Origin of the sequence: Microbacterium sp. LWH7-1.2 (assembly GCF_038397755.1) — a bacterium.
Classification (GTDB): domain Bacteria; phylum Actinomycetota; class Actinomycetes; order Actinomycetales; family Microbacteriaceae; genus Microbacterium.
Map to the genome: position 1 here is coordinate 2,216,796 of NZ_CP151637.1, position 24,146 is coordinate 2,240,941.

Sequence of the window (24,146 nt, forward strand, 5' to 3'; positions counted from 1 at the left end):
AGACCGGGCGCACCGCGTGGCGGGGCGGCGCAGGGCGCGGGCGGCGCGCAGGGCGCGGAAGTGCTGGACGGAACGGATGCCGCGGGGCGCGGCATCCGCTCCCAGAAGGCTTACTCGAAGAGCGTGGCGAGGGAGCCCGCCGGGGGCAACTGCGAGTTCGCGATGACCTGGCCGTTGACCGCGATGGTCGGGGTGCCGATGCCCGAGGACCCGGGCTGGATCGGGGTCGCCTCCGTCTTCTCGGCGACGAAGCCGGCGTACGTGCCGTCGTTGACGCACGAGTCGATGCCGGTGACACCGACGCCGGACGCGATCTCGAGGATCTCGCTGTTCGTGAGGCCGTTCGACTTCTCGGCGGGCTGATTCTCGAACATCGCCTGCAGGAAGGGCAGCGACGCGTCGGGGTCCGCCGCCGCGACGCAGTAGGCGGCATTCGCCGCACGCGTCGAGAACTGGGTGCCGTTCGACTGGCTGTCGAGGATCGAGATCGGGTGGATGCCGAGCGTGATGCTGCCGTCGTTCACCATGCTCTCGATCTCGGCGCCGTAGATCTGCTCGAACTGGTTGCACACGGGGCACATGAAGTCGATGTAGGTGTCGAGGCGGTCGGGACCGTCTCCGACGAGGATGGCGCCGGTCTCCGCGTCGATCCCCGCCGACGTCGGCGTGTTCACCTCGGTCGGCAGCGGCTTGGGCGTCGCCGCGTTGTTCAGGGTGATGACGAGAACGGTGACGAGCACGAGCGCCACTACGACGCCCACGGTCACCCAGATCGCGAACCAGTTGGTCTTGCGTGCCGGCTGTGCCATGTCGAGCCTCCTAGGCGATCTCGCGCGGGGTCACGCCGAAGGGCGCAAGACCCGCGGCACCGCCGTCGGGTGCCGTGAGCACCCAGATTCCGTCTTCGTGAACGGCGACGCTGTGCTCCCAGTGGGAGCCGGCGGTGCCGTCGATCGTGGAGACCGTCCATCCGTCGTCCTCGACGAACGTGGCCTGGTCGCCGATCACGACCATGGGCTCGATGGCGAGCACGAGACCCGGACGCACCTCCGGTCCCGGGTCGGCGACACGGTAGTTGAACACCGACGGCGACTCGTGCATCTTGCGGCCGATGCCGTGACCGACGTACTCGCGAAGGATGCCGTAGGTTCCGGCAGTTCCGTCCGAAGAGCGCGGCGAGTTGGCTTCGATGTACTCCTCGATAGCCGTGCCGACCTCGCCGATGTGCTTCGCGGTCGCGAGCGCGGCGATGCCGGCCCACAGCGACCCCTCGGTCACGTCCGAGAGGTGCTGCCGCGCAGCGACGACCTCGGGGCGGCTGTCGTCCGGCAGGACGAACGTGAACGCTGAGTCCCCGTTCCAGCCCTTGTACTCGGCGCCGGCATCGACCGACAGGATGTCGCCGGGCGCGAGCACCCGGTCGCCGGGGATGCCGTGCACGACCTCCTCGTTGACCGAGGCGCAGATGGTGTGGCGGTACCCGCGCACCATCTGGAAGTTGGACTTCGCGCCCCGGCCGGTGATGAGGGCGGATGCTGCGGCATCCAGCTCCGCCGTCGTCACACCCGGAGCGATCAGGCTGCGAGCCGCGTCGAGCGCCGCGGCCGTGATGAGCCCGGGCTCCACCATCGCACGCAGCTGGGCGGGCGACTTGTAGATCGAACGGCGGAGCGACACGGGATCAGGCGACGGGGACGCGGACGAGCCCGCGAGCCTCGAGCGCGGACACGATCCGCTCGGTGATCTCGTCGAGCGTGCCCACGCCGTCGATGCTCACGACGAGATCGCGCGCCTCGTACACGCCGAGGATCGGCGCGGTCTCGCGCTCGTAGATCGCCAGGCGGTTCGCGATGACCTCTTCGGTGTCATCGGTGCGGCCCTGCTCGGCGGCACGGCCCGCGATGCGCGAGATGCTCTCCTCGCGCGGCACGTCGAGCAGGATCACGGCGTCGAGCTCCTCGTCGCGTCCCTCGAGGAACTCGTCGAGGTGCATGACCTGGGCCACGTTGCGGGGGTAGCCGTCGAGCAGGAACCCTCCCTCGGCGTCCGGCTGCGACAGGCGCTCGCGCACGACGGCACTCGTCAGCTCGTCGGGGACCAGGTCGCCCGCCTCGATGATGGCCTTGACCTGGCTGCCGAGCTCCGATTCGTCCGCGACGGCGGCGCGGAACACGTCGCCCGTCGAGATGGCCGGGACGCCGAACGCCTCGGCGATGCGGATGCCCTGCGTTCCCTTGCCCGAACCCTGGGGGCCGACGATCAGAAGTCGCGTCATCGGAGGAGCCCTTCGTAGTGGCGCTGCTGGAGCTGCGCGTCGATCTGCTTCACCGTCTCGAGACCCACGCCGACGATGATCAGGATCGAGGCGCCGCCGAACGGGAAGTTCTGGTTGGCGCCGACCGTCGCGAGGGCGATGAGCGGCAGGAGCGCGATCAGACCGAGGTAGATCGAGCCCGGGAGGGTGATGCGCGTGAGCACGTAGTCCAGGTACTCCGCCGTCGGACGACCCGCACGGATGCCGGGGATGAACCCGCCGTACTTCTTCATGTTGTCGGCGACCTCGACGGGGTTGAACGTGATCGCGACGTAGAAGTACGTGAAGCCGACGATGAGGAGGAAGTACAGCGCCATGTACAGCGGGTGGTCGCCGCGCACCAGGTAGAGCTGGATCCACGCCACCCAGGCCGGGACATCCTGGCCGGCCTGCGGCTGGTTGAACTGCGCGATGAGCGCCGGGATGTACAACAGCGACGAGGCGAAGATGACGGGCACGACGCCGGCCATATTGACCTTGATCGGGATGTAGGTGTTCGTGCCGCCGTAGGTGCGGCGGCCGACCATGCGCTTGGCGTACTGCACGGGGATGCGGCGCTGCGACTGCTCGACGAAGACGACGAGCGCGACGACGACGATGCCGACCGCGAGCACGAGCAGGAAGACCTCGAAGCCCTTGGACTGCCAGATCGCCCACATCGAGGCGGGGAACGCGGCGGCGATCGAGGTGAAGATCAGCAGCGACATGCCGTTGCCGATGCCCCGCTCGGTGACGAGCTCGGCGAACCACATGATGAGGCCCGTGCCGGCGGTCATCGTGATGATCATGAGCAGCTGCGCCCACCACACGTCGTTCGTGAGGAGGTTCTCGCACTCGGGAACACCGGTGGTCCCGAAGAGCTGGCCGCTGCGCGCAACGGTGACGAGGGTCGTCGACTGCAGGAGCGCGAGCGCGATCGTGAGGTAGCGCGTGTACTGCGTGAGCTTGGCCTGGCCCGCCTGGCCCTCCTTGTAGAGGGTCTCGAAGTGCGGGATGACGACGCGCAGCAGCTGCACGATGATCGTCGCCGTGATGTACGGCATGACGCCGAGGGCGAAGATCGACAGCTGCAGCAGGGCGCCGCCGGAGAAGAGATTCACCAGCGAGAGGAGGCCCTCGGTGCCCGCGGACTGCCGCAGACACGACTGCACGTTCGGGAAGTCGACGAACGGCGCAGGGACGTGCGCGCCGAAGCGGTACAGGGCGATGATCGCCAGGGTGAATGCGATCTTCCGACGAAGGTCGGGAGTGCGGAAGATCCGCGCGATGGCGCTGAACAAGAGGATTCCTCCAGAGGGGGGCGTCGGCACGCAGACGTGCCGACGTCCAGGGTAACCCAGTGGGGGCCGGAGCAAGCTCCGACCCCCACTGTGCGCGTATTACTTGACGGCGCCGCCCGCGGCGACGATCTTCTGCTCGGCGGAAGCCGAGACCTTGTCGACCGACACGTTGAGCTTCACCGAGATGTCGCCGGTGCCGAGCACCTTGACCTTCTCGTTCTTGCGCACTGCACCCTTGGCGACCAGGTCGCCGATGGTGACGTCGCCACCGGCCGGGTACAGCTCCGCGAGCTTGTCCAGGTTCACGACCTGGTACTCCACGCGGAACGGGTTCTTGAAGCCGCGGAGCTTCGGGGTGCGCATGTGCAGCGGCATCTGCCCACCCTCGAAGCCGACCTTGACCTGGTAGCGGGCCTTCGTACCCTTGGTACCGCGACCCGCCGTCTTGCCCTTGGAGCCCTCACCGCGACCCACGCGGGTCTTGGCCTGGTTCGAGCCCGGGACCGGACGCAGGTGGTGCACCTTGAGCACGCCCGGGCGCGAAGCCGGGGCGTCCTTCTTGGCGGCGGCCTTCTTGGCGGGCGCCTTCTCAGCCTTGTCGGCCTTGGCGGCGGCAGCCTTGGCGGGCGCCTTCTTCTCGGCGGCAGCCTTGGGAGCAGCAGCCTTCTTCGGGGCCTTCTCGGCCTCGACGGCGTCGTTCTTCTCAGCCATCAGTCGATCTCCTCAACCTTCACGAGGTGCGCGACGGTCCGGACGTAGCCGCGCGTCTGCGCGTCGTCGGGACGGACGACCGAGTCGCCGATCCGCTTCAGACCGAGCGAACGCAGCGTGTCACGCTGGTTCTGCTTCTCGCTCACCTTGGACTTGACCTGCGTAACCTTCAGGCGCGCAGCCATCAGACACCTGCCTTCGCAGCACGGGCGGCCTCGGCCGCCTCGGCCTCGGCACGGACGAGACGGGCGGGGGCGACCTGGTCGAAGTCGAGACCGCGACGCGCGGCGACCGCGCGGGGCTCCTCGAGCTGCTTCAGGGCCTCCACCGTCGCGTGGACGATGTTGATCGTGTTCGACGAGCCGAGCGACTTCGACAGCACGTCGTGGATGCCGGCGCACTCGAGGACGGCGCGCACCGGGCCACCGGCGATGACACCGGTACCGGCGGCGGCGGGGCGCAGCAGCACCACACCGGCAGCGGCCTCACCCTGCACGGGGTGCGGGATGGTCGAGCCGACGCGCGGCACGCGGAAGAAGTTGCGCTTGGCCTCTTCGACACCCTTCGAGATCGCCAGGGGCACCTCGCGGGCCTTGCCGTAGCCGACGCCGACCACACCGTTGCCGTCGCCGACGACGACGAGCGCGGTGAAGCTGAAGCGACGACCACCCTTGACGACCTTCGACACGCGGTTGATGGTGACGACACGCTCGAGGAACTGGCTCTCGTTGCGATCGCGACCACCGCGGTCACCGCGGGTCTGGTTGCGCTCGCGCCCACCGCGGCGCGGCTCGCGCTCGCGCTCGGCGGGAGCCGTCGCGGCGGCGTCGGCCGGAGCCTCGGCTGCAGCCTGCTCGGTCACGATGTTCTCCTTGTTGTCACTCACAGGTTCAGACCTCCCTCGCGGGCGCCGTCGGCGATCGCCGCGACACGGCCGGCGTAGCGGTTGCCGCCACGGTCGAACACGACGTCCGAGACGCCGGCGGCCTTCGCGCGCTCGGCGAGAAGCTCGCCGACCTTGCGGGCCTTGGCGGTCTTGTCAGCGTCGGACGCACGCAGGTCGGTCTCGAGGGTCGAGGCAGAGGCCACGGTGTGGCCCTTGCTGTCGTCGACGAGCTGCACGAACACGTGACGCGACGAACGCGTGACGACCAGGCGGGGACGCTCGGTGGTGCCGACGACCTTCTTGCGAAGGCGGGCGTGACGACGCGCGCGCGCGTCGGACTTCGACTTCACAGCCATGGTTACTTACCAGCCTTTCCGGCCTTGCGCCGAACGACCTCGCCGGCGTAGCGCACACCCTTGCCCTTGTACGGCTCGGGCTTGCGGATCTTGCGGATGTTGGCCGCGGCCTCGCCGACGGCCTGCTTGTCGATGCCCGAGACCGTGAGCTTGTTGTTGCCCTCGACGGTCAGGGTGATGCCCGCGGGCGCCTCGACGAGGACGGGGTGCGAGAAGCCGAGAGCGAACTCGACCGCCGTGCCCTTCTGCGCGACGCGGTAACCCGTGCCGACGACCTCGAGACCCTTGGTGTAGCCCTGGGTGACACCGATGATGTTGTTGTTGATGAGCGTGCGGGTCAGGCCGTGCAGCGAACGCGAAGCGCGCTCGTCGTCGGGACGGGTCACGACGACCTGGCTGTCCTCGACCTTGACTTCGATGGGACGGGCCACGGTGAGCGTGAGCTCGCCCTTGGGGCCCTTGACGGCGACATCCTGGCCCTCGACCGAAACGGTCACGCCGGCGGGGATGTCGATCGGAAGACGACCGATACGCGACATGTCAGATCACCACACGTAGGCGAGGACTTCCCCACCCACGCCCTTCTGCTCTGCCTGGCGGTCCGTGAGGAGGCCAGAGGAGGTGGACAGGATCGCGACGCCGAGGCCGCCGAGGACGCGAGGGATCTCGGTCGACTTCGCGTACACGCGGAGGCCGGGCTTCGAGACGCGCTTGATGCCGGCGATCGACCGCTCGCGGTTCGGGCCGTACTTCAGCGTCAGGGTGAGGGTCGAGCCGACGCGGGCGTCGCTGACCTCCCACGCGGAGATGTAACCCTCCTGCTTGAGGATCTCGGCGATGTGGGTCTTGAGCTTGGAGCTCGGCAGCGACACGGAGTCGTGGTGCGCCGAATTCGCGTTGCGCAGACGGGTCAGCATGTCTGCGACCGGGTCTGTCATTGTCATTTCTTGATTCCTTTGTTCACGAGGTATCGGCAGGCGTTACACGCCGGACGACCTTCCATGATTGCCATGTTCAGTTGTGGGATCGGATGCTGCGGCCCGGCCTTGTGCGCCGGGCCGCAGCATCCGTTCAGGAATTACGCCTGCGCGTCGTCCGACTTGAACGGGAAGCCCAGGGCGCGCAGGAGCGCGCGGCCCTCGGCGTCCGTCTTCGCCGTCGTCACGATGGTGATGTCGAAGCCGCGGACGCGGTCGATCTTGTCCTGGTTGATCTCGTGGAACACGGACTGCTCCTGGAGACCGAAGGTGTAGTTGCCGTGACCGTCGAACTGGGCGCCCGAGAGGCCGCGGAAGTCGCGGATGCGGGGCAGCGCCAGGTTGACGAGACGGTCGACGAACTCCCACGCGCGGTCGCCGCGGAGGGTGACGTGCGCGCCGATGGCCTGGCCCTCGCGCAGCTTGAACTGCGCGATGGACTTGCGGGCCTTCGTCACGACCGGCTTCTGACCGGTGATCTTGGTGAGGTCGTCGACCGCGCCATCGATCACCTTGCTGTCGCGAGCTGCCTCGCCGACACCGGTGTTCACGACGACCTTGACCAGGCCGGGGATCTGCATGACGTTCTCGTAGCCGAACTCGTCCTGCAGCGCCTTCTTGATCTCGGCGTTGTACTTCTGCTTCAGGCGGGGCTGGACTCGTGCCGAAAGCGAGCCTTCGGCCGCAGGGCCAGCCGCGCTGTCAATAGCGGTGCTCATGTTCAGAGGTCCTTGCCTGACTTCTTCGCGTAGCGCACGCGGACGGTGCGCTTCACGCCGTCCTTGGTCTGCTCCTCGACACGGTGGCCGACGCGGGTCGGCTTCTTGGTCGAGGGGTCGACGACCTGGACGTTGGAGATGTGGATGGGGGCTTCCATCGTCTCGATGCCGCCCGTCTTGGTGCCGCGCTGCGACTGACCGACACGGTTGTGCTTCGTGACGTAGTTCACGCCCTCGACGATGACGCGGTTCTGCTCGGCGAGGATCTCGAGGACCTTGCCCTGCTTGCCGCGGTCGCCGCCCTTGTCCTGCTTCTTGCCCGTGATGACCTGAACCAGGTCACCCTTCTTGATCTTGGCCATGAGGTCAGATCACCTCCGGTGCGAGAGAGACGATCTTCATGAACTTCTTGTCGCGAAGCTCACGACCGACCGGTCCGAAGATGCGGGTGCCGCGGGGCTCCCCGTCGTTCTTCAGGATGACGGCGGCGTTCTCGTCGAACTTGATGTACGAGCCGTCGGGACGACGGGTCGACTTGACGGTGCGGACGACGACGGCCTTGACCACGTCGCCCTTCTTGACGTTGCCGCCCGGGATCGCGTCCTTGACGGTGGCCACGATGATGTCACCCAGGCCCGCGTAACGGCGGTTCGAGCCACCGAGCACGCGGATGGTGAGCAGCTCCTTGGCGCCCGTGTTGTCGGCGACCTTGAGGCGGGACTCGTTCTGAATCACTTGGCCTTCTCCAGGATCTCGACCAGACGCCAGCGCTTGGTGGCGCTGAGCGGGCGGGTCTCGTTGATGAGGACGAGGTCGCCGATGCCGGCGGAGTTCGTCTCGTCGTGCGCCTTCACCTTGGAGGTGCGGCGGATGACCTTGCCGTAGAGCGGGTGCTTCACGCGGTCCTCGACCTCGACGACGATGGTCTTGTCCATCTTGTCGCTGACGACGTAGCCACGGCGGGCCTTGCGGTAACCGCGGGCGTCGGCGTCGCGGACGTCGTGCTCGGACGACTCGTGGCCCTTGGCCTCGACCGCCTCGGCGGTCTGCTTCTTGTCAGCCATCACTCGGCCTCTTCCTTCGCGGCCTCGGAAGCCTCATCCGACTTCTTGGCCTTCGTCTTCTTCGCCTTCGTCGCGGTCTCCAGCGGCGCGGGCGTGGCACGGATGCCGAGCTCGCGCTCACGGATCACGGTGTAGAGCCGCGCGATGTCGCGCTTGACCGCACGGATGCGGCCGTGGCTCTCGAGCTGGCCGGTGGCCGACTGGAAGCGCAGGTTGAACAGCTCTTCCTTGGCCTTGCGCAGCTCCTCGACGAGGCGCTGGTCTTCGAACGTGTCGAGCTCGCTCGGAGCGAGCGTCTTGGTGCCGATCGCCATTACGCGTCGCCCTCCTCGCGCTTGATGATGCGTGCCTTGAGAGGCAGCTTGTGGATGGCACGGGTCAGGGCCTCACGAGCGAGTTCCTCGTTGACGCCGGCGACCTCGAAGAGGACGCGACCCGGCTTGACGTTTGCGACCCACCACTCGGGCGAACCCTTACCGGAACCCATGCGGGTCTCGGCCGGCTTCTTGGTGAGCGGACGGTCGGGGTAGATGTTGATCCACACCTTGCCGCCACGCTTGATGTGACGGGTCATCGCGATACGAGCGGACTCGATCTGACGGTTCGTCACGTAAGCGGGCGTGAGGGCCTGGATGCCGAACTCACCGAACGACACCTTGGTGCCACCGGTGGCCTGGCCCGAGCGGCCGGGGTGGTGCTGCTTGCGGTACTTGACCTTGCGGGGGATGAGCATTACGCCGACGCTCCTTCTGCCACGGGGGCCTCGTTGCGGCGGTCGCCGCCACGCTCGCCGCGGTCGCCACGCGGGCCGCCGCGACGGTCGTCACGACGACGGTCCGACTTCGGCGCGTTGGCCTGCTCGCGAGCGAGCTCCTTGTTGGTGAGGTCGCCCTTGTAGATCCAGACCTTCACGCCGATGCGGCCGAAGGTGGTCTTCGCCTCGTAGAAGCCGTAGTCGATGTTCGCGCGCAGCGTGTGCAGCGGCACACGACCCTCGCGGTAGAACTCCGAGCGGCTCATCTCGGCGCCGCCGAGGCGGCCGGAGACCTGGATGCGGACGCCCTTGGCGCCGGCGCGCTGAGCGCCCTGCAGGCCCTTGCGCATCGCGCGGCGGAACGCCACGCGAGCGGTGAGCTGCTCGGCGATGCCCTGCGCGACGAGCTGGGCGTCGGCCTCGGGGTTCTTGACCTCGAGGATGTTCAGCTGGATCTGCTTGCCGGTGAGCTTCTCGAGGTCGGCGCGGATGCGCTCGGCCTCGGCGCCGCGGCGACCGATCACGATGCCCGGACGGGCGGTGTGGATGTCGACGCGAACGCGGTCACGGGTGCGCTCGATCTCGATGTTGCTCACGCCGGCCCGGTCGAGCTGGGTCTGCAGGAGCTTGCGGATGCGGATGTCCTCGGCGACGTAGTCGGCGTAACGCTGGCCGGGCTTCGTCGAGTCCGAGAACCAACGCGACACGTGGTCGGTCGTGATGCCGAGGCGGAAGCCGTACGGGTGGACCTTCTGTCCCATTACTTGCTCGCCTTCTTGCTCTTGGCAGCCGGCGCCGTCTCCGCGACCTCGGGGGTCGAGAGCACGACGGTGATGTGGCTGGTGCGCTTCTTGATCTGGAAGGCACGACCCTGCGCGCGGGGCTGGAAACGCTTGAGCGTCGTGCCCTCGTCGACGTACGCGTTCTTCACGTACAGGTCCTGCTCGTCCAGGTACTCGCCGTCCTTGTCGGCCTTCACGCGAGCGTTCGCGATCGCGGCGGCGACGAGCTTGTAGATCGGCTCGCTCGCACCCTGCGGTGCGAACTTGAGGATGGCCAGGGCCTCCTCAGCCTGCTTGCCCTTGATGAGCGCAACGACACGACGAGCCTTCTGAGGGGTCACGCGGATGTGTCGCACGCGTGCGATGGACTCCACCATTTCTCTCTCCTCTGCCCCCGCGTCAGCGGCGGCGGCCCTTCTTGTCGTCCTTCACGTGGCCGCGGAAGGTGCGGGTGGGCGCGAACTCGCCCAGCTTGTGGCCGACCATGGTCTCGGACACGAACACGGGGATGTGCTTGCGTCCGTCGTGCACGGCGATGGTGTGACCCAGCATGGCCGGGATGATCATCGAACGGCGCGACCAGGTCTTGATGACGTTCTTGGTGCCGGCTTCGTTCTGGACGACGACCTTGCGAAGCAGGTGCTCGTCGACGAAGGGGCCCTTCTTAAGGCTGCGAGGCATCTTCCTCTACTCCTACTTCCGCTTCTTGCCGGCGTTGCGACGACGGACGATGTACTTGTCGCTTTCCTTGTTCGCGTGACGGGTGCGGCCTTCGGCCTGACCCCACGGCGAAACCGGGTGACGACCACCGGAGGTCTTACCCTCACCACCACCGTGCGGGTGGTCGACCGGGTTCATGGCGACACCGCGGACGGTCGGGCGGATGCCCTTCCAGCGGTTGCGGCCGGCCTTGCCCCAGTTGATGTTCGACTGCTCGGCGTTGCCGACCTCGCCGACGGTCGCGCGGCAGCGCGCATCGACGTTGCGGATCTCGCCCGAGGGCAGACGCAGCTGGGCGTAGGGGCCGTCCTTCGCCACGAGGCGAACCGACGCGCCGGCCGAGCGGGCCAGCTTCGCGCCGCCGCCGGGGCGGAGCTCGATCGCGTGGATCACGGTACCGGTGGGGATGTTCTTCAGCGGCAGGTTGTTGCCCGGCTTGATGTCGGCCGACGGACCCGACTCGACGATGTCGCCCTGCGCCAGCTTGTTCGGCGCGATGATGTAGCGCTTCTCGCCGTCGAAGTAGTGCAGGAGCGCGATGCGCGCGGTGCGGTTGGGGTCGTACTCGATGTGAGCGACCTTGGCGTTGATGCCGTCCTTGTCGTTACGACGGAAGTCGATGACGCGGTACTGACGCTTGTGGCCACCACCGATGTGACGCGTGGTGATGCGGCCCTGGTTGTTGCGGCCACCGGTCTTGCTGAGCGGGCGGAGGAGCGACTTCTCAGGCGTCGATCGGGTGATCTCGGCGAAGTCGGCCACCGACGAGCCGCGGCGACCCGGGGTCGTGGGCTTGTACTTGCGAATAGCCATATCTCTAGTCCTCTATCCCGACCGTCAGCCGACTGCCGTGAAGATGTCGATGGTGCCCGACTTCAGGGTCACGATGGCGCGCTTGGTGTCCTTGCGCTTGCCGGTGCCGAAGCGGGTGCGACGGGCCTTGCCCGTGCGGTTGAGCGTGTTGACCGCCGCGACCTTGACGCCGAAGATCTTCTCGATGGCGAGCTTGATCTCGGTCTTCGAGGCGCGGGGGTCGACGAGGAAGGTGTACTTGCCCTCGTCGATGAGCCCGTAGCTCTTCTCCGAAACGACCGGCTTGAGGATGATGTCGCGCGGGTCCTTGTTGACGGCGGTCATGCCGAGGCCTCCTCGGTGGCGGCGCTCTTGGACGCGACGAAAGCGTCGTAAGCAGCCTTGGTGAAGACGATGTCGTCCGAGACGAGCACGTCGTAGGCGTTGAGCTGGTCAGCCGGCAGCACGTGCGCGAACGCGATGTTGCGGACGCTCAGAACGCTGATGTCGTCCGAGCGGTCGACGACCACGAGCACGTTCTTGGTCGCGCCCAGAGCGGTCAGGACCGCAGCGGCGGCCTTGGTCGACGGGGCACCCTCGATCGCGAACGACTCCACGACGTGGAGGCGCTCACCACGAGCACGGTCGCTGAGCGCGCCCAGGAGGGCGGCCGCGATCATCTTCTTGGGGGTGCGCTGCGAGTAGTCGCGCGGCTTCGGGCCGTGGACGATGCCACCACCGGTCATGTGCGGCGCGCGGATCGAGCCCTGGCGGGCGTTACCCGTGCCCTTCTGCTTGAAGGGCTTGCGGCCGGCGCCCGAGACCTCACCGCGACGCTTGGTCGAGTGGGTGCCCTGGCGGGCCGCCGCGAGCTGCGCGACGACGACCTGGTGGATGAGCGGGATGTTCGTCTTGACGTCGAAGAGCTCGGCAGGCAGCTGGACCGAGCCAGCCTTCTTGCCGTCTGCCTTCACGACGTCTAGCGCGAGAGTCGAGTCAGCCATGAGATCAGGCACCCTTCACTGCGTTGCGGACGTAGACGATGCGGCCGCGAGCACCGGGGACGGCGCCCTTGACGAGCAGCAGACCCTTCTCGGCGTCGATGGCGTGCACCTTGAGGTTGAGGACGGTCACGCGCTCGCCACCCATACGGCCGGCCATGCGCATGCCCTTGAACACGCGGCTCGGGGTCGACGAGGCGCCGATCGAACCGGGCTTGCGGTGGTTGCGGTGCGCACCGTGCGAAGCGGAGACACCCTTGAAGTTGTGGCGCTTCATGACACCCGCGGTGCCCTTGCCCTTGCTGGTGCCGACGACGTCGACCAGCTGGCCGGCCTCGAACGTGCCGTCCACCGTGAGCTCCTGACCGAGTGAGTAGTCAGCGGCGTCCGCGGTGCGGATCTCGGTGAGGTGACGGCGCGGGGTGACACCCGCGGCCTCGAAGTGGGCCGTGAGGGGCTGGTTCACCTTGCGGGGGTCGATCTGCCCGTAGCCGATCTGCACGGCCTTGTAGCCGTCCTTCTCGGGGGTGCGAACCTGGGTGACCACGTTCGGGGCGATCTCGATGACGGTGACGGGAACGAGCTTGCCGTTCTCATCCCAGACCTGGGTCATGCCGAGCTTGGTACCCAGCAGGCCCTTGGAAACCTTGTTGTTGACGTCAGCCATGTCGAACCTCAGAGCTTGATCTCGATGTTGACATCGGCCGGGAGGTCGAGGCGCATGAGCGAGTCGACAGCCTTGGGCGTCGGATCGATGATGTCGATCAGACGCTTGTGGGTGCGCATCTCGAAGTGCTCGCGGCTGTCCTTGTACTTGTGGGGAGAACGGATCACGGCGATCACGTTCTTCTCCGTCGGAAGGGGCACGGGGCCCACGACCGTCGCGCCCGCACGGGTCACGGTGTCGACGATCTTGCGCGCCGACGAGTCGATGACCTCGTGGTCGTACGACTTCAGGCGAATGCGGATCTTCTGTCCCGCCATTGTCTGCTCACTCTCTTTCTCGCGTCATACCCCTGTGGCATTGGACGCACGTGGCGCAAAGCGCCATGGCACTTCTGCACCGCTTACGCAGTGCGTGCTGCACCGCTGTTCTGCTGTCAATCCGGGTGCCGCGCCGAAGCGCCGCGTCCCGGCATCCGTCCTCCCCCGCGCGCGAAGCAAAGCTCCGCCCGAGGTGGATTCGTGATGTGGTGGTTCTGCTGCCCGCGGCCTAGGACCCTGCGCGTTGCGCTGCCTATGCACTGCCCTGGCAGTGATCCGACGCACGCCAAGAGGGGCGTCGGAATGTGGAACCTCACTAGTCTACGTGCAGCCCGGGCGTGTCGCAAACTCGGGCGTGTCGCGGCGCGGGTATGCTCGGGCGTTTCTCAGCAGGGGACGGAAACGGATGCTGCGACCACACGTGGAAGGGGCGGCCGCGCTCCGCGCGACCGCCCCCGATACCTCTTTATGCGGCGTTACTCAGCGCCGGCCTTACGGCGACGGTAGGCCGCGATCGCGACGACCGAGATACCCGCGAAGAGCGCAGCGCCGCCGGCGACAGCGAACATCGGGCTGATGCCGCCACCCGTGGCTGCGAGGGCCCCGGAGTCGGTGGAAGCCGGCGTGCCGGTCGGGTCGTCCCCACCACCGACGGGCGGATTGGCGCAGTCCTCGCTCGCGGCGGGGTACTCGACCTCGGTCTCGTACGACGGGTTGACCTGGAAGCGGACCGTGACGCCGTTGCGGGTCCAGTCGTAGTTGCCGTCCGTCTTGACGTACTCGCCGTTCACGAGCTCCCAGCCCGGCCACATCTTCGGCGTGCCGGTCGAGGCGCCCGGCCACAGGATGGTGCCGCTGAGCGGGTGCGTGCCCGGCACGACGTAGTCCTCGCCCTCCGGGTTCACGAACGTGATGGTGACGGGGTTCTCATCCTCGGTCTCGAAGCCCTCGGGCAGTGTGACCTCGTAGCCGAGGAAGGGCGCGTCGCCGATGCACACCGACTCGATCACACCGGCGATCAGATCGCAGTTCGCGCTGATCTCCTCCGGCGTGAGCTCGCGCTCCTGCGTCTCGGTCGTCGTGACGGTCGGTTCCGCGATCTCGCCGTGGTAGACGGTGGTGTAAACCTCACGGGTCTGAGTCACGCTCGTGTCGCCGCAGTCCCACTCACCGTCGGCCCACTCTCCATAGGTGGTCTTGGTCGTGGTGGGGTTGCAATCCGCCCACTCCTCCTCGGTCAGCGGGCGCGACTCCGACTTCTCGGAGGACTCCGCGTTGGCCGAGTCCAGGACCCACTTCTGCGTGGCGGCGTCCCAGATGTATGGGGTGGTCGTGGTGGTGGTGACGGTGACGACGACATTCTTCACGCAGTCGGTGGTGGACTCCTTGTCCACGGTGACCTTGTCCTTCGGCTGCTCCGGCGTCTTGCCCTTGCAGACGATCCAGTGCGAGACGTTCGCCTGGTTGCCCGCGCTGTTCGGCGGCGACGCGTACGCGACACCCGCCTGCGGGTTCTCGATCACGCTGTTCCAGTCATTGCCCGCCTTGATGACGAGCACCTCCCAGTGGTCGCCCGGCCAGGACGGGCTGTACTCGTTGAGCGTGACGGTCTTGCCGCCGTCGGTGATCCGACCGTGATCGGTGCTCGCCTCGCTCGAGTAGCACGCGATGGCGTCCGGATACTGCTGCTTCCAGTAATCGGTGTGGTTGGTGTCGCTGGTCCACGCCTTGAGCTCGCCCTTCACACCGACCGTGTCAGCCGGCCAGCTGGCGGAGGGCTCCGCAGCCGACGCTCCGGCGGTCACCAGCGGTGCCACTACGAGGGCGACGGCGACCAGCGCCCCAGCCAATGCCTTGAATGTTCGCTTGCGCACTGCAGACACAGTGGTCTCCCCTTTTTCGGCGCACGGCGCCGTCCCAGCGGTGCGCCGAGGCGCACCGTCATCCCAGCGGCGCACCATCGAGGCGCGCCGTACATCCCAGCGACGTGCGGGGGCACGTCGGCACTGCTGCGGCACGGGGGTACCGCGTTCCTTCGATGCGCGGGGGCGCACCACCCACCCGTGGGGGGACGGGTGTCAGACTCCACGCGGTTCGGGCCGAATGGGATCCGGTTCCGCGTCCTTCCCGAAAGATGCGGAACAGGCGGAGAACCGCCGCTCGTGCAGGCTATCGCTACACGCCCGGATGTGCGAAATCGACGCGCGGGACGGATGCTGCGCGCCGCCGCATCCGTCCCGCGCCCGACGCACGAACGAGCCCCTCGTCTTTGGGGTACGAGGGGCTCGTGCGCCCTTTCCGCTCACGCGGCGGGAATCGTGTGGGAGAGAGCGGGGCCTTGGCGCGGCCCCGCTCTCTCTCACGTTCAGAGGGTTGCCTTGGCCTCTCCGCGACGGCGGCGGGCGACGATCAGCATCGTCGTGCCTCCGAGCAGCGCGAGCACGCTGAGAAGGACCAGGAGCGGCGGCACCTGTCCGCCACCGGTCGCCGGCAGCGGCGGCTGCGCCGCGGGGCACACCTCGACCGACTGCGACGCCGAGGCGGGCTCGTCGTCCGACGGGGTGACCGTGGCGGTGTTCGGGTGCTTCGCGCATGCGCCGTCGACGGTCGACAGGTCACGCGAGTACGTGAAGACCATCTCGCCGTCGACCGCGTTGAGCACGACCTCGCCGCCGAACTCGGCCGCGGTGTCCGACACGGCGGCAGTGGCGTCCGTCGTCGCCGGCGTCACCTCCGCGAAGTCCACGTCGGCGGTCGCTTCCGCGGCACCCGAGGTGCCGAGCAGCTCCTCGGCGTCCCACGTGATGTCCACCGTGTTCGTCACGGCCGTCTCGGCGGTCGCGTCGGCCAGGGTGCACTCGTACGGGAACTCGACCGTCGCGCCGGCCGGGATCACGAGGTCGTCGGTCCCGGCGACCTCGCACTCCCCACCCGGCAGAGCGTCCTCGAGGGTGATGGCCACGTCCACGTCGTTCGGGTTGGTGACCGAGATGCTGCCCCATACCGCGAAGTTCGAGTCCACGGCGGCCGTCGGCGTGACCGTCACCGTGTACGTGAATTTCGCCGACGCACCGGCACCCACCGTGGCGGAGGTGTGGTCCACCGTCTTGGTGATCGTCCAGTCGTAGTCGCGGTCGAACGAACCCTCAGCCGTCTTGCTGACGATGAGGTCCTCGTAGTCGCAGACCGTGACGGTCTCGTCCGCCTGCTCGCCCGTCTCCTCGATCCACGCGGTGTTGGTGTAGTCGACGCAGGTGCCCGGTGTGCCGTCCAGCGTCAGCTCGTACTCGAACTCCTGCGGGCCGTCGGCCCAGTTCGCGGTGCCGAGCTCGACCGGGTTCTCCGGGTCGGTCATGTCGTCGAACACCGTGATGGTGTCGTTGACGAGGGTCATGTCCCAGTCGGCCTCGGTGATCGGCGCGGTGTACTCCGCGCTCGAGTCGGGGCTCGACGCCTCGTCGGCGTCCCACGTCACCGTCGCCTTGTTGGACCCCGTGATGAACGGGCCGTCCTTCGAGAAGCTGCAGGTGTACTCGAACGTCTTGGTCGAGTTCGCAGGGATCGTCGCGTCGACGCCATCGGTCACCGTGCACGAGGCACCGTCGAACGACGGCATGTCGGTCACCGTCGCCGTCACGTCCTGGTTGTTCGGGTTCGTGACGTCGATCTCACCCTCCATCGCCCAGTCGGAGTCGGTCGCGGCGCCCGGAGTCACCTCGACGGTGTAGGTGAACGTCGCCTGACCGTTCTCGTCGACCGTCCGGACCGTCTCATCGACGCTCTTCTCGATGTCCCACGCGTATGTGCGCGTCAGGCTCACCACGACGTTCTTCTCGATGGTCAGGTTCTCACCGGTGCAGACCTCGACGGTGGCGCTGTCGGAGAGCTCCGGCTGGGTCCTCGTCGCAGCGATCGATGCCGTGTTGTCGTATTCCTTGCACGCGCCGGCTGCGACATCGTCGCCGAGGTCACGCGAGTACTCGAACACCGTCGGCTTGGTGACGTCGGTGACGGTCTTCGGCCCGTCGAACTCAGCGGCCGTGTCGGACACGGTCACCGAGGCATCCGTCGTCGAGGTGGGCGCGACCCCCGCGAACGTGAAGTCCGCGAACGCCTGCGTCGACCCGGCGGGGATCGCCGACGAGTCCCAGGTCACGGTCGCCGTGTTCGTGCCGGCCGTTCCCGAGGGGAGCGTGCAGCTGTACTCGACCTGCGCGGTGCCGCCGTTCTTCGGCACGGTCGGCAGTTGCAGGGTCGTGATGGTGCACTGTGCCCCGGGGATCGAGTCCGCGACGCCGGTGATCGGCACATCGATCGGGTTGGTGTTGGTGACCGTGATCACGCCCTTGACGGTGTAGCCCGAGTCGATCGGCGCCGAGGGAGTGACCGTGACGGTGTAGTCGAAGGTCGCGTTCTCACCCGGGCGCACCGTGGCGCTCGCGGGGTCGACCGTCTTCTCGATCTGCCAGTCGTAGTCGCGGACGAACGACGGGACCGCGGTCTTGGTGGCCGTCAGCGGCACACACGTCGAGGGCGGTGCGACGGTCAGCGGCTCGATGTAGCCCTTGAGGTTCTTGGACGGGTCGGCGAGCTGTCCCGTGAAGCTGCGCATGTAGGCGGTTGCGGCCGACGGCGCGGGGCAGCCCGGCTTGACGACACCGTTGGTGAGGTCGGTGACATTGATGCCGATCTCGAAGAACTGCCCGGCGGGAAGGACCTCGCCGTACGGGTTGGTGACAGGGGCGTCGTTCACCACGCTGATGAATCCGCTGCCGTCGTACGGGACACACACGCCGGGATAGTCGTCCACCGAGGTGTAGGTGCAGGTCTGGTAGAGGACCGGCGCGCCCCCACCCTGCGTTGTGATGACGAAGAGAACCCCGCCGTTCGTGCGGTTCGGCTGCGGCGTGCCATCCGGCGCCGTCGTCGCCCCTGCGTTGGTCACCTCGATGAGGTAGCCGCCCGTGCCGTTCTCCTGACTCCGCTCCCAGGCGAAGTCGAGGTAGTAGTTGCCGCCGACGGACTGTGCGTAGGAGTACACCCGGGCGAAGTCACCCTTGGGCGGCGTGCTTCCCGACGAGGTCCAGCCCGCCGGGTCGGAGTCGTCCTTGTTCGACGTCTGGTACGTCCCGCCCTGGGTCGCCTCGTCGTGGGCGACGTTCGTCCAGTCGTTGCCGCCACACGTGCCAGGCTCGTAGTCGGCGTCGATCTCGAACGTGCCGTTGAGCGTACAGCTCACCGCGAGGGGCGTGATCACGTCCTCCGCGGGTGCCGCAAGCGCAGCGACGGGAGCCGCCGGCTCCTCAGCCGCCGGCTCTTCCGCGGCCTCGTCGGCGGGAGCCGCGGCCTCTTCGGCGGGAGCCGCGGGCTCTTCGGCTGCGGGCTCTTCCGCTGCCGGCTCCTCAGCCGCGGGTTCTTCCGCGGCTGGCTCTTCCGCAGGCGGCGAGGTCGCGGCATCCGTCGATGTCGTATCGGTCGTCGTCGCCTCTGTGGTGGCGGCGGGGTCTGTGGTCACCTCCTCCGCCGATGCCGGGGACACACCCGAGAACACGAGCGAACTCGCGACGATCGCCGCGAGTCCCCCCACATACCAGCGGTTCTGCAGCGCGATCCTGCGCTCCTGATTCCGCTCCTGACGCATGCGGCTGCGCAGACCCTCAGACTTCGAGGCGCGCACGAAAGTACGACTGAACATTTCCTTCACCCTTGGTCGAAACGACACAGGGTGCCCCAGATGGAGCCCCTCCCAGCACGCAACGGCCAGCGAAGTAGGCGTCCCCAGATGATCCCCAAATGGTTCGGCGTTCTCCCCAAACACGAGCCGAAGCGTGTTCCCGCCGCCAAACGTATTCGCGTCACCGCTGCGCGTCAAGAACCCGAGCGAATACCGCGGGCTCCCGCGCGGATCTCCTGAGGGAACGAAGAAGCGGCCCGGGTCGCCCCGGGCCGCTTCTCGATGGTTCCGCCGCTACTGGTTGCCGACCGCTCCGTCGACGTTCCCGCGGACGTCGTCGACCGTGCCGTGGTGCTCCTCGGGCACGACCTTCTTCGCGAGATCCGAGGCGCCGTCGAGAACCTTGTCGCTGATGTCCTCGGCCTGCTCGGACTTGAGGAACTCGCCGATCTTGTCCTTGTTCTGCTCGTATACGCCCTTGCCCTGGTTGACGAGGTCGTCGAAACCGCCCATGCTCTCTCCTTCGCACGCCGCTCCGGCGGGGCGACACGAGATCCATCTTGGCGGGACGGATGCTGCGGCGGAACCCCTGCGCGCCGTGCAGCGCCTGTCCGCGCGAGGCCTCCCTCGAACGCGGAGAAGCCCCCGGGATCACTCCCGGGGGCTTCTCGCAGCAGTTGCGCCGAAGAGCCTTACTTGATGATCTTCGTGACCGTGCCGGCGCCGACGGTGCGGCCACCCTCACGGATGGCGTAGCCGAGGCCCTCCTCCATGGCGATCGGCTGGATCAGCTCGACCGTCATGTCGGTGGTGTCGCCGGGCATGACCATCTCGGTGCCCTCGGGCAGCGTGATGACGCCGGTGACGTCGGTGGTGCGGAAGTAGAACTGCGGACGGTAGTTCGTGAAGAACGGGTTGTGACGGCCGCCCTCCTCCTTGGACAGGATGTACGCCGTGCCCTCGAAGTTGGTGTGCGGGGTGACCGAACCGGGCTTCACGACGACCTGGCCGCGCTCGACGTCGTCACGCTTGGTGCCGCGCAGGAGCAGACCACAGTTCTCGCCGGCCCAGGCCTCGTCGAGCTGCTTGTGGAACATCTCGATACCGGTGACGATCGTCTTCTGCGTCGGGCGCAGACCCACGATCTCGACCTCGGAGTTGATGGCCAGCGTGCCACGCTCGGCGCGGCCCGTGACGACCGTGCCACGGCCGGTGATGGTGAAGACGTCCTCGATGGGCATGAGGAACGGCTTGTCCTTGTCACGCACCGGGTCGGGGATCGACTCGTCGACCGCCTCCATGAGCTCGAGGATCTTGGCGGTCCACTCGGCGTCGCCCTCGAGAGCCTTGAGGCCCGAGACGCGGACGACCGGAGCGTTGTCACCGTCGAAGTCCTGCGACGAGAGGAGCTCGCGAACCTCGAGCTCGACGAGCTCCAGGATCTCCTCGTCGTCGACCATGTCCGACTTGTTCAGCGCGACGAGCAGGTAGGGCACGCCGACCTGCTTGGCGAGCAGCACGTGCTCACGCGTCTGAGCCATCGGGCCGTCGGTGGCGGCGACCACGAGGATCGCGCCGTCCATCTGAGCGGCACCGGTGATCATGTTCTTGATGTAGTCGGCGTGACCCGGGGCGTCGACGTGGGCGTAGTGACGCTTCGGGGTCTCGTACTCGACGTGCGAGATGTTGATCGTGATACCGCGCTGACGCTCCTCGGGAGCCGAGTCGATCGACGCGAAGTCGCGCTGCACGTTGGTGGCCGACGGGTACGTGTCGGCGAGCACCTTCGAGATTGCGGCGGTGAGCGTGGTCTTGCCGTGGTCGACGTGACCGATCGTTCCGATGTTCACGTGCGGCTTGGTGCGCTCGAACTTGGCCTTAGCCACTGGGTCCTCCTCAGGACGTTCGTGTAGAGGTTCCGGGCGCTGGTGTGCGCCGGTCGTCTACGGGGATATCTCCACCTTAGTAGAGACGGTTCTAGTGATTCTGTGTGAAGTTGTGCCGTCGGGATGCCTCGTCACCGAGGCATCCCGACGGAAAAGGGTTACTCGCCCTTGACCTTCTGGACGATCTCGTCGGCCACGTTGCGAGGAACCTCGGCGTAGCTGTCGAACTCCATCGAGTAGACGGCGCGGCCCGAGGTCTTCGAACGCAGGTCGCCGATGTAGCCGAACATCTCGGACAGCGGGACCAGCGCGCGGACGACCTTGACGCCCTGGGCGTCCTCCATCGACTGGATCTGGCCACGACGCGAGTTCAGGTCGCCGATGACGTCGCCCATGTACTCCTCGGGAGTACGCACCTCGACGGCCATGAGCGGCTCGAGGATGACGGGGTTCGCCTTGCGGACGGCCTCCTTGAAGCCCATGGAGCCGGCGATCTTGAACGCCATCTCGGACGAGTCGACGTCGTGCGACGCACCGTCCATGAGGATGGCCTTCACGCCCACCATGGGGTAGCCGGCGAGCACGCCGACGTTCATGGCGTCCTGGAAGCCCTGGTTGGTCGGCTCGATGTACTCGCGCGGGATGCGGCCACCGGTGACCTTGTTCTCGAACTCGTACGTCTTGTCGGCCGTGACCTCGAGGGGCTCGAGCGCGAACTGGATCTTCGCGAACTGGCCCGAACCACCGGTCTGCTTCTTGTGGGTGTAGTCGTGACGCTCGACGGTCTTCTTGATCGTCTCGCGGTACGCCACCTGCGGCTTGCCGACGTTGGCCTCGACCTTGAACTCGCGCTTCATGCGGTCCACGAGGATGTCGAGGTGCAGCTCGCCCATGCCCTTGATGACCGTCTGGCCGGTCTCGGCGTTCTGCTCGACGCGGAACGTCGGGTCTTCCTCGGCGAGCTTCTGGATCGCGAGACCCAGCTTCTCCTGATCGGCCTTGGTCTTAGGCTCGATGGCGACCTCGATGACCGGCTCCGGGAACGTCATCGACTCGAGGACGACCTGGTTGTTCGAGTCGGCGAGGGTGTCACCGGTCGTGGTGTCCTTCAGGCCGATGACCGCGTAGATGTGACCGGCGGTGACCGAGTCGACCGGCATCTCCTTGTTGGCGTGCATCTGGAAGATCTTCCCGATGCGCTCCTTCTTGCCTTTGGTCGCGTTGACGACCTGGGCGCCCGAGTCGAGGTGACCCGAGTAGACGCGGATGTAGGTCAGGCGACCGAAGAACGGGTGCGTCACGATCTTGAACGCGAGGGCCGCGAACGGCTCGTCACGGTCGGCGTGACGCTCGATGATGATCTCTTCGTCCTTCGGGTCCTTCGCCTCGATGGCGGGGACGTCGAGGGGCGACGGGAGGTAGTCCACGACGGCGTCGAGCATCGGCTGCACGCCGCGGTTCTTGAACGCCGAACCGCAGAGCACGGGGTAGAGCTCCGAGGCGATGGTGAGCTTGCGGATCGCGGCCTTGATCTCGGCGACCGTCAGCTCCTCGCCGCCGAAGTGCTTCTCGAGAAGCTCCTCGTCGGACTCGGCGACCGTCTCGAGAAGGATCTCGCGGTACTCCGCGGCCTTGTCGGCGAGGTCGGCCGGGATCTCCTGGATCTCGTACTTGGCGCCCATGGTCACGTCGCCCTTGGCGTCGCCGGGCCACACCAGCGCGCGCATCTCGACGAGGTCGATGACACCCACGAAGTCGCTCTCCGAGCCGATGGGCAGCTGGAGCACGAGCGGCTTGGCCTTCAGGCGGTTGACGATGGTGTCGACCGTGAAGTAGAAGTCGGCGCCCAGCTTGTCCATCTTGTTGACGAAGCAGATCCGGGGCACGTCGTACTTGTCGGCCTGACGCCACACGGTCTCGGACTGGGGCTCGACGCCCTCCTTGCCGTCGAAGACGGCGACGGCGCCGTCGAGGACGCGGAGGGAGCGCTCGACCTCGACCGTGAAGTCGACGTGGCCGGGCGTGTCGATGATGTTGATCTGGTTCTTGTTCCAGAAGCAGGTGACGGCGGCCGACGTGATCGTGATGCCGCGCTCCTGCTCCTGCTCCATCCAGTCGGTGGTGGCAGCGCCGTCGTGCGTCTCGCCGATCTTGTGGTTGACGCCCGTGTAGAACAGGATGCGCTCGGTCGTCGTCGTCTTGCCGGCATCGATGTGCGCCATGATGCCGATGTTGCGGACCTTGTTGAGGTCGGTGAGCACTTCTTGTGCCACGGGGTGTCCTTAGTTGTTGAAGGTGGTAGCTGGCCCGCCGCTCCCGCTGGTCGCGGGAGCGGCGGGGATGCTGGTTACCAGCGGTAGTGCGCGAAGGCGCGGTTCGACTCGGCCATCTTGTGGGTGTCTTCGCGGCGCTTGACCGCGGCACCGAGGCCGTTCGAGGCGTCCAGGATCTCGTTCTGGAGGCGCTCGGTCATCGTCTTCTCACGACGGCCCTTGGCGTAGCTCACGAGCCAGCGGAGGGCGAGCGTGTTGGCGCGGTGAGGCTTGACCTCGACCGGCACCTGGTAGGTCGAGCCACCGACGCGGCGCGACTTGACCTCGAGGGTCGGGCGCACGTTGTCGAGCGCCTTCTTGAGCGTGGCGACGGCGTCCTGGCCGTTCTTCGCCTCGACGCCCTTGAGGGCGGTGTACACGATCGACTCGGCGAGCGACTTCTTGCCGTCGACGAGGATCTTGTTCACGAGCTGGCTGACGATCGGAGCGCCGTAGACCGGGTCGTTGACGACGGGGCGCTTCGGGGCGGGTCCCTTACGAGGCATCTTTCTCAGCCCTTCTTCGCGCCGTAGCGGCTGCGAGCCTGCTTACGGTTCTTGACTGCCTGGGTGTCGAGCGCACCGCGGACGATCTTGTAGCGGACACCGGGGAGGTCCTTCACACGACCGCCGCGGACGAGCACGAGCGAGTGCTCCTGCAGGTTGTGGCCCTCGCCCGGGATGTACGCGGTGACCTCGGTGCCGTTGCGGAGCTTGACACGGGCGACCTTGCGCATCGCCGAGTTCGGCTTCTTCGGGGTGGTGGTGTACACACGGGTGCAGACACCCGCCTGCTGCGGGTTCGCCTTGAGCGCCGGCGCCTTGGTCTTCGAGACCTTGGGCGAGCGACCCTTGCGAACCAACTGCTGAATGGTTGGCACGTTCTCTCCTTGTTGTGCTGCGCGGTGCCTGTCGGCTCCGCACAGGTGCTGCAC

The 24,146-nt window shown here is 67.1% G+C and carries 31 protein-coding genes; all 31 read right to left on the bottom strand.

From position 1 onward, the window contains the following. Nucleotides 1-110: 110 nt before the first annotated feature. Nucleotides 111-809, bottom strand: a complete 699-nt coding sequence (locus MRBLWH7_RS10390) for a thioredoxin domain-containing protein (RefSeq protein ID WP_342001835.1) — start codon at nt 807-809, stop codon at nt 111-113. 10 nt (nt 810-819) lie between these two features. Then, complete coding sequence (map, locus tag MRBLWH7_RS10395; RefSeq protein ID WP_342001837.1) at nt 820-1,677, bottom strand: type I methionyl aminopeptidase; 858 nt, start codon at nt 1,675-1,677, stop codon at nt 820-822. Between the two features lie 4 nt (nt 1,678-1,681). Further along, nucleotides 1,682-2,275, bottom strand: coding sequence for an adenylate kinase (locus MRBLWH7_RS10400; protein ID WP_342001839.1), 594 nt, complete (start codon nt 2,273-2,275; stop codon nt 1,682-1,684). Beyond that, on the bottom strand, nt 2,272-3,594 hold the full coding sequence (secY, locus tag MRBLWH7_RS10405; protein ID WP_342001841.1) for a preprotein translocase subunit SecY: 1,323 nt from the start codon (nt 3,592-3,594) through the stop codon (nt 2,272-2,274). The genes MRBLWH7_RS10400 and secY overlap by 4 nt, the downstream gene beginning before the upstream one ends. Nucleotides 3,595-3,693: 99 nt before the next feature. Next, entirely contained in the window at nt 3,694-4,305 is a 612-nt protein-coding gene (gene rplO, locus MRBLWH7_RS10410) for a 50S ribosomal protein L15 (RefSeq protein ID WP_342001843.1), read from the bottom strand. Next, nucleotides 4,305-4,490: a 50S ribosomal protein L30 gene (rpmD, locus tag MRBLWH7_RS10415; protein ID WP_018171461.1), complete on the bottom strand. Its 186-nt coding sequence runs from the start codon at nt 4,488-4,490 to the stop codon at nt 4,305-4,307. Before rpmD ends, rplO begins: the two co-directional genes overlap by 1 nt. Beyond that, a complete protein-coding gene (gene rpsE, locus MRBLWH7_RS10420; RefSeq protein WP_342001846.1) occupies nt 4,490-5,191 on the bottom strand; it encodes a 30S ribosomal protein S5 in 702 nt (233 codons plus the stop codon). The genes rpmD and rpsE overlap by 1 nt, the downstream gene beginning before the upstream one ends. Then, a complete protein-coding gene (gene rplR, locus MRBLWH7_RS10425) occupies nt 5,188-5,547 on the bottom strand; it encodes a 50S ribosomal protein L18 (protein WP_045301506.1) in 360 nt (119 codons plus the stop codon). The genes rpsE and rplR overlap by 4 nt, the downstream gene beginning before the upstream one ends. A 2-nt stretch (nt 5,548-5,549) precedes the next feature. After that, the gene (rplF, locus tag MRBLWH7_RS10430; protein WP_342001850.1) at nt 5,550-6,086 is read right to left on the bottom strand and encodes a 50S ribosomal protein L6; all 537 of its coding nucleotides are present in this window, start codon (nt 6,084-6,086) and stop codon (nt 5,550-5,552) included. 6 nt (nt 6,087-6,092) lie between these two features. Then, complete coding sequence (gene rpsH / locus MRBLWH7_RS10435) at nt 6,093-6,491, bottom strand: 30S ribosomal protein S8 (protein ID WP_045301501.1); 399 nt, start codon at nt 6,489-6,491, stop codon at nt 6,093-6,095. Between the two features lie 134 nt (nt 6,492-6,625). Then, the gene (gene rplE, locus MRBLWH7_RS10440) at nt 6,626-7,243 is read right to left on the bottom strand and encodes a 50S ribosomal protein L5 (protein WP_341994181.1); all 618 of its coding nucleotides are present in this window, start codon (nt 7,241-7,243) and stop codon (nt 6,626-6,628) included. Nucleotides 7,244-7,245: 2 nt separating this feature from the next. Next, complete coding sequence (gene rplX, locus MRBLWH7_RS10445) at nt 7,246-7,605, bottom strand: 50S ribosomal protein L24 (RefSeq protein ID WP_056371387.1); 360 nt, start codon at nt 7,603-7,605, stop codon at nt 7,246-7,248. Nucleotides 7,606-7,609: 4 nt separating this feature from the next. Next, the gene (gene rplN / locus MRBLWH7_RS10450; RefSeq protein WP_127818513.1) at nt 7,610-7,978 is read right to left on the bottom strand and encodes a 50S ribosomal protein L14; all 369 of its coding nucleotides are present in this window, start codon (nt 7,976-7,978) and stop codon (nt 7,610-7,612) included. After that, on the bottom strand, nt 7,975-8,307 hold the full coding sequence (gene rpsQ, locus MRBLWH7_RS10455) for a 30S ribosomal protein S17 (protein WP_341994190.1): 333 nt from the start codon (nt 8,305-8,307) through the stop codon (nt 7,975-7,977). Before rpsQ ends, rplN begins: the two co-directional genes overlap by 4 nt. Then, nucleotides 8,307-8,621 carry a 50S ribosomal protein L29 gene (gene rpmC / locus MRBLWH7_RS10460; RefSeq protein WP_109210485.1) on the bottom strand — a complete coding sequence of 105 codons (315 nt, stop codon included), beginning with the start codon at nt 8,619-8,621 and terminating at the stop codon, nt 8,307-8,309. The genes rpsQ and rpmC overlap by 1 nt, the downstream gene beginning before the upstream one ends. After that, nucleotides 8,621-9,040, bottom strand: coding sequence for a 50S ribosomal protein L16 (rplP, locus tag MRBLWH7_RS10465; RefSeq protein WP_018171451.1), 420 nt, complete (start codon nt 9,038-9,040; stop codon nt 8,621-8,623). Before rplP ends, rpmC begins: the two co-directional genes overlap by 1 nt. Continuing rightward, entirely contained in the window at nt 9,040-9,822 is a 783-nt protein-coding gene (gene rpsC, locus MRBLWH7_RS10470) for a 30S ribosomal protein S3 (protein ID WP_045301490.1), read from the bottom strand. The genes rplP and rpsC overlap by 1 nt, the downstream gene beginning before the upstream one ends. Next, nucleotides 9,822-10,220 carry a 50S ribosomal protein L22 gene (gene rplV / locus MRBLWH7_RS10475; RefSeq protein ID WP_045301488.1) on the bottom strand — a complete coding sequence of 133 codons (399 nt, stop codon included), beginning with the start codon at nt 10,218-10,220 and terminating at the stop codon, nt 9,822-9,824. The genes rpsC and rplV overlap by 1 nt, the downstream gene beginning before the upstream one ends. Before the next feature lie 22 nt (nt 10,221-10,242). Next, complete coding sequence (gene rpsS, locus MRBLWH7_RS10480; RefSeq protein WP_045275479.1) at nt 10,243-10,524, bottom strand: 30S ribosomal protein S19; 282 nt, start codon at nt 10,522-10,524, stop codon at nt 10,243-10,245. A 12-nt stretch (nt 10,525-10,536) separates the two neighbouring features. Further along, nucleotides 10,537-11,376 (bottom strand): 50S ribosomal protein L2, encoded by an 840-nt coding sequence (gene rplB / locus MRBLWH7_RS10485; protein ID WP_116194494.1) that lies wholly within the window; start codon nt 11,374-11,376, stop codon nt 10,537-10,539. A gap of 24 nt (nt 11,377-11,400) precedes the next feature. After that, the gene (rplW, locus tag MRBLWH7_RS10490; protein WP_045301485.1) at nt 11,401-11,700 is read right to left on the bottom strand and encodes a 50S ribosomal protein L23; all 300 of its coding nucleotides are present in this window, start codon (nt 11,698-11,700) and stop codon (nt 11,401-11,403) included. Continuing rightward, nucleotides 11,697-12,359 (bottom strand): 50S ribosomal protein L4, encoded by a 663-nt coding sequence (rplD, locus tag MRBLWH7_RS10495; RefSeq protein WP_341994205.1) that lies wholly within the window; start codon nt 12,357-12,359, stop codon nt 11,697-11,699. The genes rplW and rplD overlap by 4 nt, the downstream gene beginning before the upstream one ends. A gap of 4 nt (nt 12,360-12,363) precedes the next feature. After that, nucleotides 12,364-13,023 carry a 50S ribosomal protein L3 gene (gene rplC / locus MRBLWH7_RS10500; RefSeq protein ID WP_341994207.1) on the bottom strand — a complete coding sequence of 220 codons (660 nt, stop codon included), beginning with the start codon at nt 13,021-13,023 and terminating at the stop codon, nt 12,364-12,366. Nucleotides 13,024-13,031: 8 nt separating this feature from the next. Next, the gene (gene rpsJ / locus MRBLWH7_RS10505; RefSeq protein WP_018171443.1) at nt 13,032-13,340 is read right to left on the bottom strand and encodes a 30S ribosomal protein S10; all 309 of its coding nucleotides are present in this window, start codon (nt 13,338-13,340) and stop codon (nt 13,032-13,034) included. A gap of 476 nt (nt 13,341-13,816) precedes the next feature. Next, entirely contained in the window at nt 13,817-15,214 is a 1,398-nt protein-coding gene (locus tag MRBLWH7_RS10510; RefSeq protein ID WP_341994213.1) for a hypothetical protein, read from the bottom strand. A gap of 491 nt (nt 15,215-15,705) precedes the next feature. Next, nucleotides 15,706-19,035, bottom strand: a complete 3,330-nt coding sequence (locus tag MRBLWH7_RS10515; protein ID WP_341994217.1) for a hypothetical protein — start codon at nt 19,033-19,035, stop codon at nt 15,706-15,708. Nucleotides 19,036-19,308: 273 nt separating this feature from the next. Beyond that, nucleotides 19,309-19,527 carry an Rv0909 family putative TA system antitoxin gene (locus MRBLWH7_RS10520; RefSeq protein WP_341994219.1) on the bottom strand — a complete coding sequence of 73 codons (219 nt, stop codon included), beginning with the start codon at nt 19,525-19,527 and terminating at the stop codon, nt 19,309-19,311. A gap of 179 nt (nt 19,528-19,706) precedes the next feature. Next, nucleotides 19,707-20,900 (bottom strand): elongation factor Tu, encoded by a 1,194-nt coding sequence (tuf, locus tag MRBLWH7_RS10525; RefSeq protein ID WP_308867838.1) that lies wholly within the window; start codon nt 20,898-20,900, stop codon nt 19,707-19,709. Nucleotides 20,901-21,058: 158 nt separating this feature from the next. Beyond that, nucleotides 21,059-23,173, bottom strand: coding sequence for an elongation factor G (gene fusA, locus MRBLWH7_RS10530; RefSeq protein ID WP_341994221.1), 2,115 nt, complete (start codon nt 23,171-23,173; stop codon nt 21,059-21,061). Between the two features lie 74 nt (nt 23,174-23,247). After that, nucleotides 23,248-23,718 (bottom strand): 30S ribosomal protein S7, encoded by a 471-nt coding sequence (gene rpsG / locus MRBLWH7_RS10535; RefSeq protein WP_056117669.1) that lies wholly within the window; start codon nt 23,716-23,718, stop codon nt 23,248-23,250. A gap of 5 nt (nt 23,719-23,723) precedes the next feature. After that, entirely contained in the window at nt 23,724-24,092 is a 369-nt protein-coding gene (gene rpsL / locus MRBLWH7_RS10540) for a 30S ribosomal protein S12 (protein WP_018171438.1), read from the bottom strand. Nucleotides 24,093-24,146 lie beyond the last annotated feature (54 nt).

Coding starts and splice junctions, on each gene's coding strand:
- rpsS (WP_045275479.1), bottom strand. CDS start 10,524: ATGCCTCGCAGCCTTAAGAAGGGCCCCTTCGTCGACGAGCACCTGCTT.
- rplV (WP_045301488.1), bottom strand. CDS start 10,220: ATGGTGGAGTCCATCGCACGCGTGCGACACATCCGCGTGACCCCTCAG.
- rpsC (WP_045301490.1), bottom strand. CDS start 9,822: ATGGGACAGAAGGTCCACCCGTACGGCTTCCGCCTCGGCATCACGACC.
- rpmD (WP_018171461.1), bottom strand. CDS start 4,490: ATGGCTGCGCGCCTGAAGGTTACGCAGGTCAAGTCCAAGGTGAGCGAG.
- rpsQ (WP_341994190.1), bottom strand. CDS start 8,307: ATGGCTGACAAGAAGCAGACCGCCGAGGCGGTCGAGGCCAAGGGCCAC.
- rplP (WP_018171451.1), bottom strand. CDS start 9,040: ATGCTCATCCCCCGCAAGGTCAAGTACCGCAAGCAGCACCACCCCGGC.
- rplB (WP_116194494.1), bottom strand. CDS start 11,376: ATGGCTATTCGCAAGTACAAGCCCACGACCCCGGGTCGCCGCGGCTCG.
- MRBLWH7_RS10520 (WP_341994219.1), bottom strand. CDS start 19,527: ATGGGCGGTTTCGACGACCTCGTCAACCAGGGCAAGGGCGTATACGAG.
- rplW (WP_045301485.1), bottom strand. CDS start 11,700: ATGACCGCCGTCAACAAGGACCCGCGCGACATCATCCTCAAGCCGGTC.
- rplD (WP_341994205.1), bottom strand. CDS start 12,359: ATGGCTGACTCGACTCTCGCGCTAGACGTCGTGAAGGCAGACGGCAAG.
- MRBLWH7_RS10390 (WP_342001835.1), bottom strand. CDS start 809: ATGGCACAGCCGGCACGCAAGACCAACTGGTTCGCGATCTGGGTGACC.
- rplC (WP_341994207.1), bottom strand. CDS start 13,023: ATGGCTGACGTCAACAACAAGGTTTCCAAGGGCCTGCTGGGTACCAAG.
- MRBLWH7_RS10515 (WP_341994217.1), bottom strand. CDS start 19,035: ATGTTCAGTCGTACTTTCGTGCGCGCCTCGAAGTCTGAGGGTCTGCGC.
- rpsG (WP_056117669.1), bottom strand. CDS start 23,718: ATGCCTCGTAAGGGACCCGCCCCGAAGCGCCCCGTCGTCAACGACCCG.
- rpmC (WP_109210485.1), bottom strand. CDS start 8,621: ATGGCGATCGGCACCAAGACGCTCGCTCCGAGCGAGCTCGACACGTTC.
- rplR (WP_045301506.1), bottom strand. CDS start 5,547: ATGGCTGTGAAGTCGAAGTCCGACGCGCGCGCGCGTCGTCACGCCCGC.
- rpsJ (WP_018171443.1), bottom strand. CDS start 13,340: ATGGCGGGACAGAAGATCCGCATTCGCCTGAAGTCGTACGACCACGAG.
- rplX (WP_056371387.1), bottom strand. CDS start 7,605: ATGGCCAAGATCAAGAAGGGTGACCTGGTTCAGGTCATCACGGGCAAG.
- rplO (WP_342001843.1), bottom strand. CDS start 4,305: ATGGCTGAGAAGAACGACGCCGTCGAGGCCGAGAAGGCCCCGAAGAAG.
- rplE (WP_341994181.1), bottom strand. CDS start 7,243: ATGAGCACCGCTATTGACAGCGCGGCTGGCCCTGCGGCCGAAGGCTCG.
- rplF (WP_342001850.1), bottom strand. CDS start 6,086: ATGTCGCGTATCGGTCGTCTTCCGATCGACATCCCCGCCGGCGTGACC.
- rpsH (WP_045301501.1), bottom strand. CDS start 6,491: ATGACAATGACAGACCCGGTCGCAGACATGCTGACCCGTCTGCGCAAC.
- MRBLWH7_RS10400 (WP_342001839.1), bottom strand. CDS start 2,275: ATGACGCGACTTCTGATCGTCGGCCCCCAGGGTTCGGGCAAGGGAACG.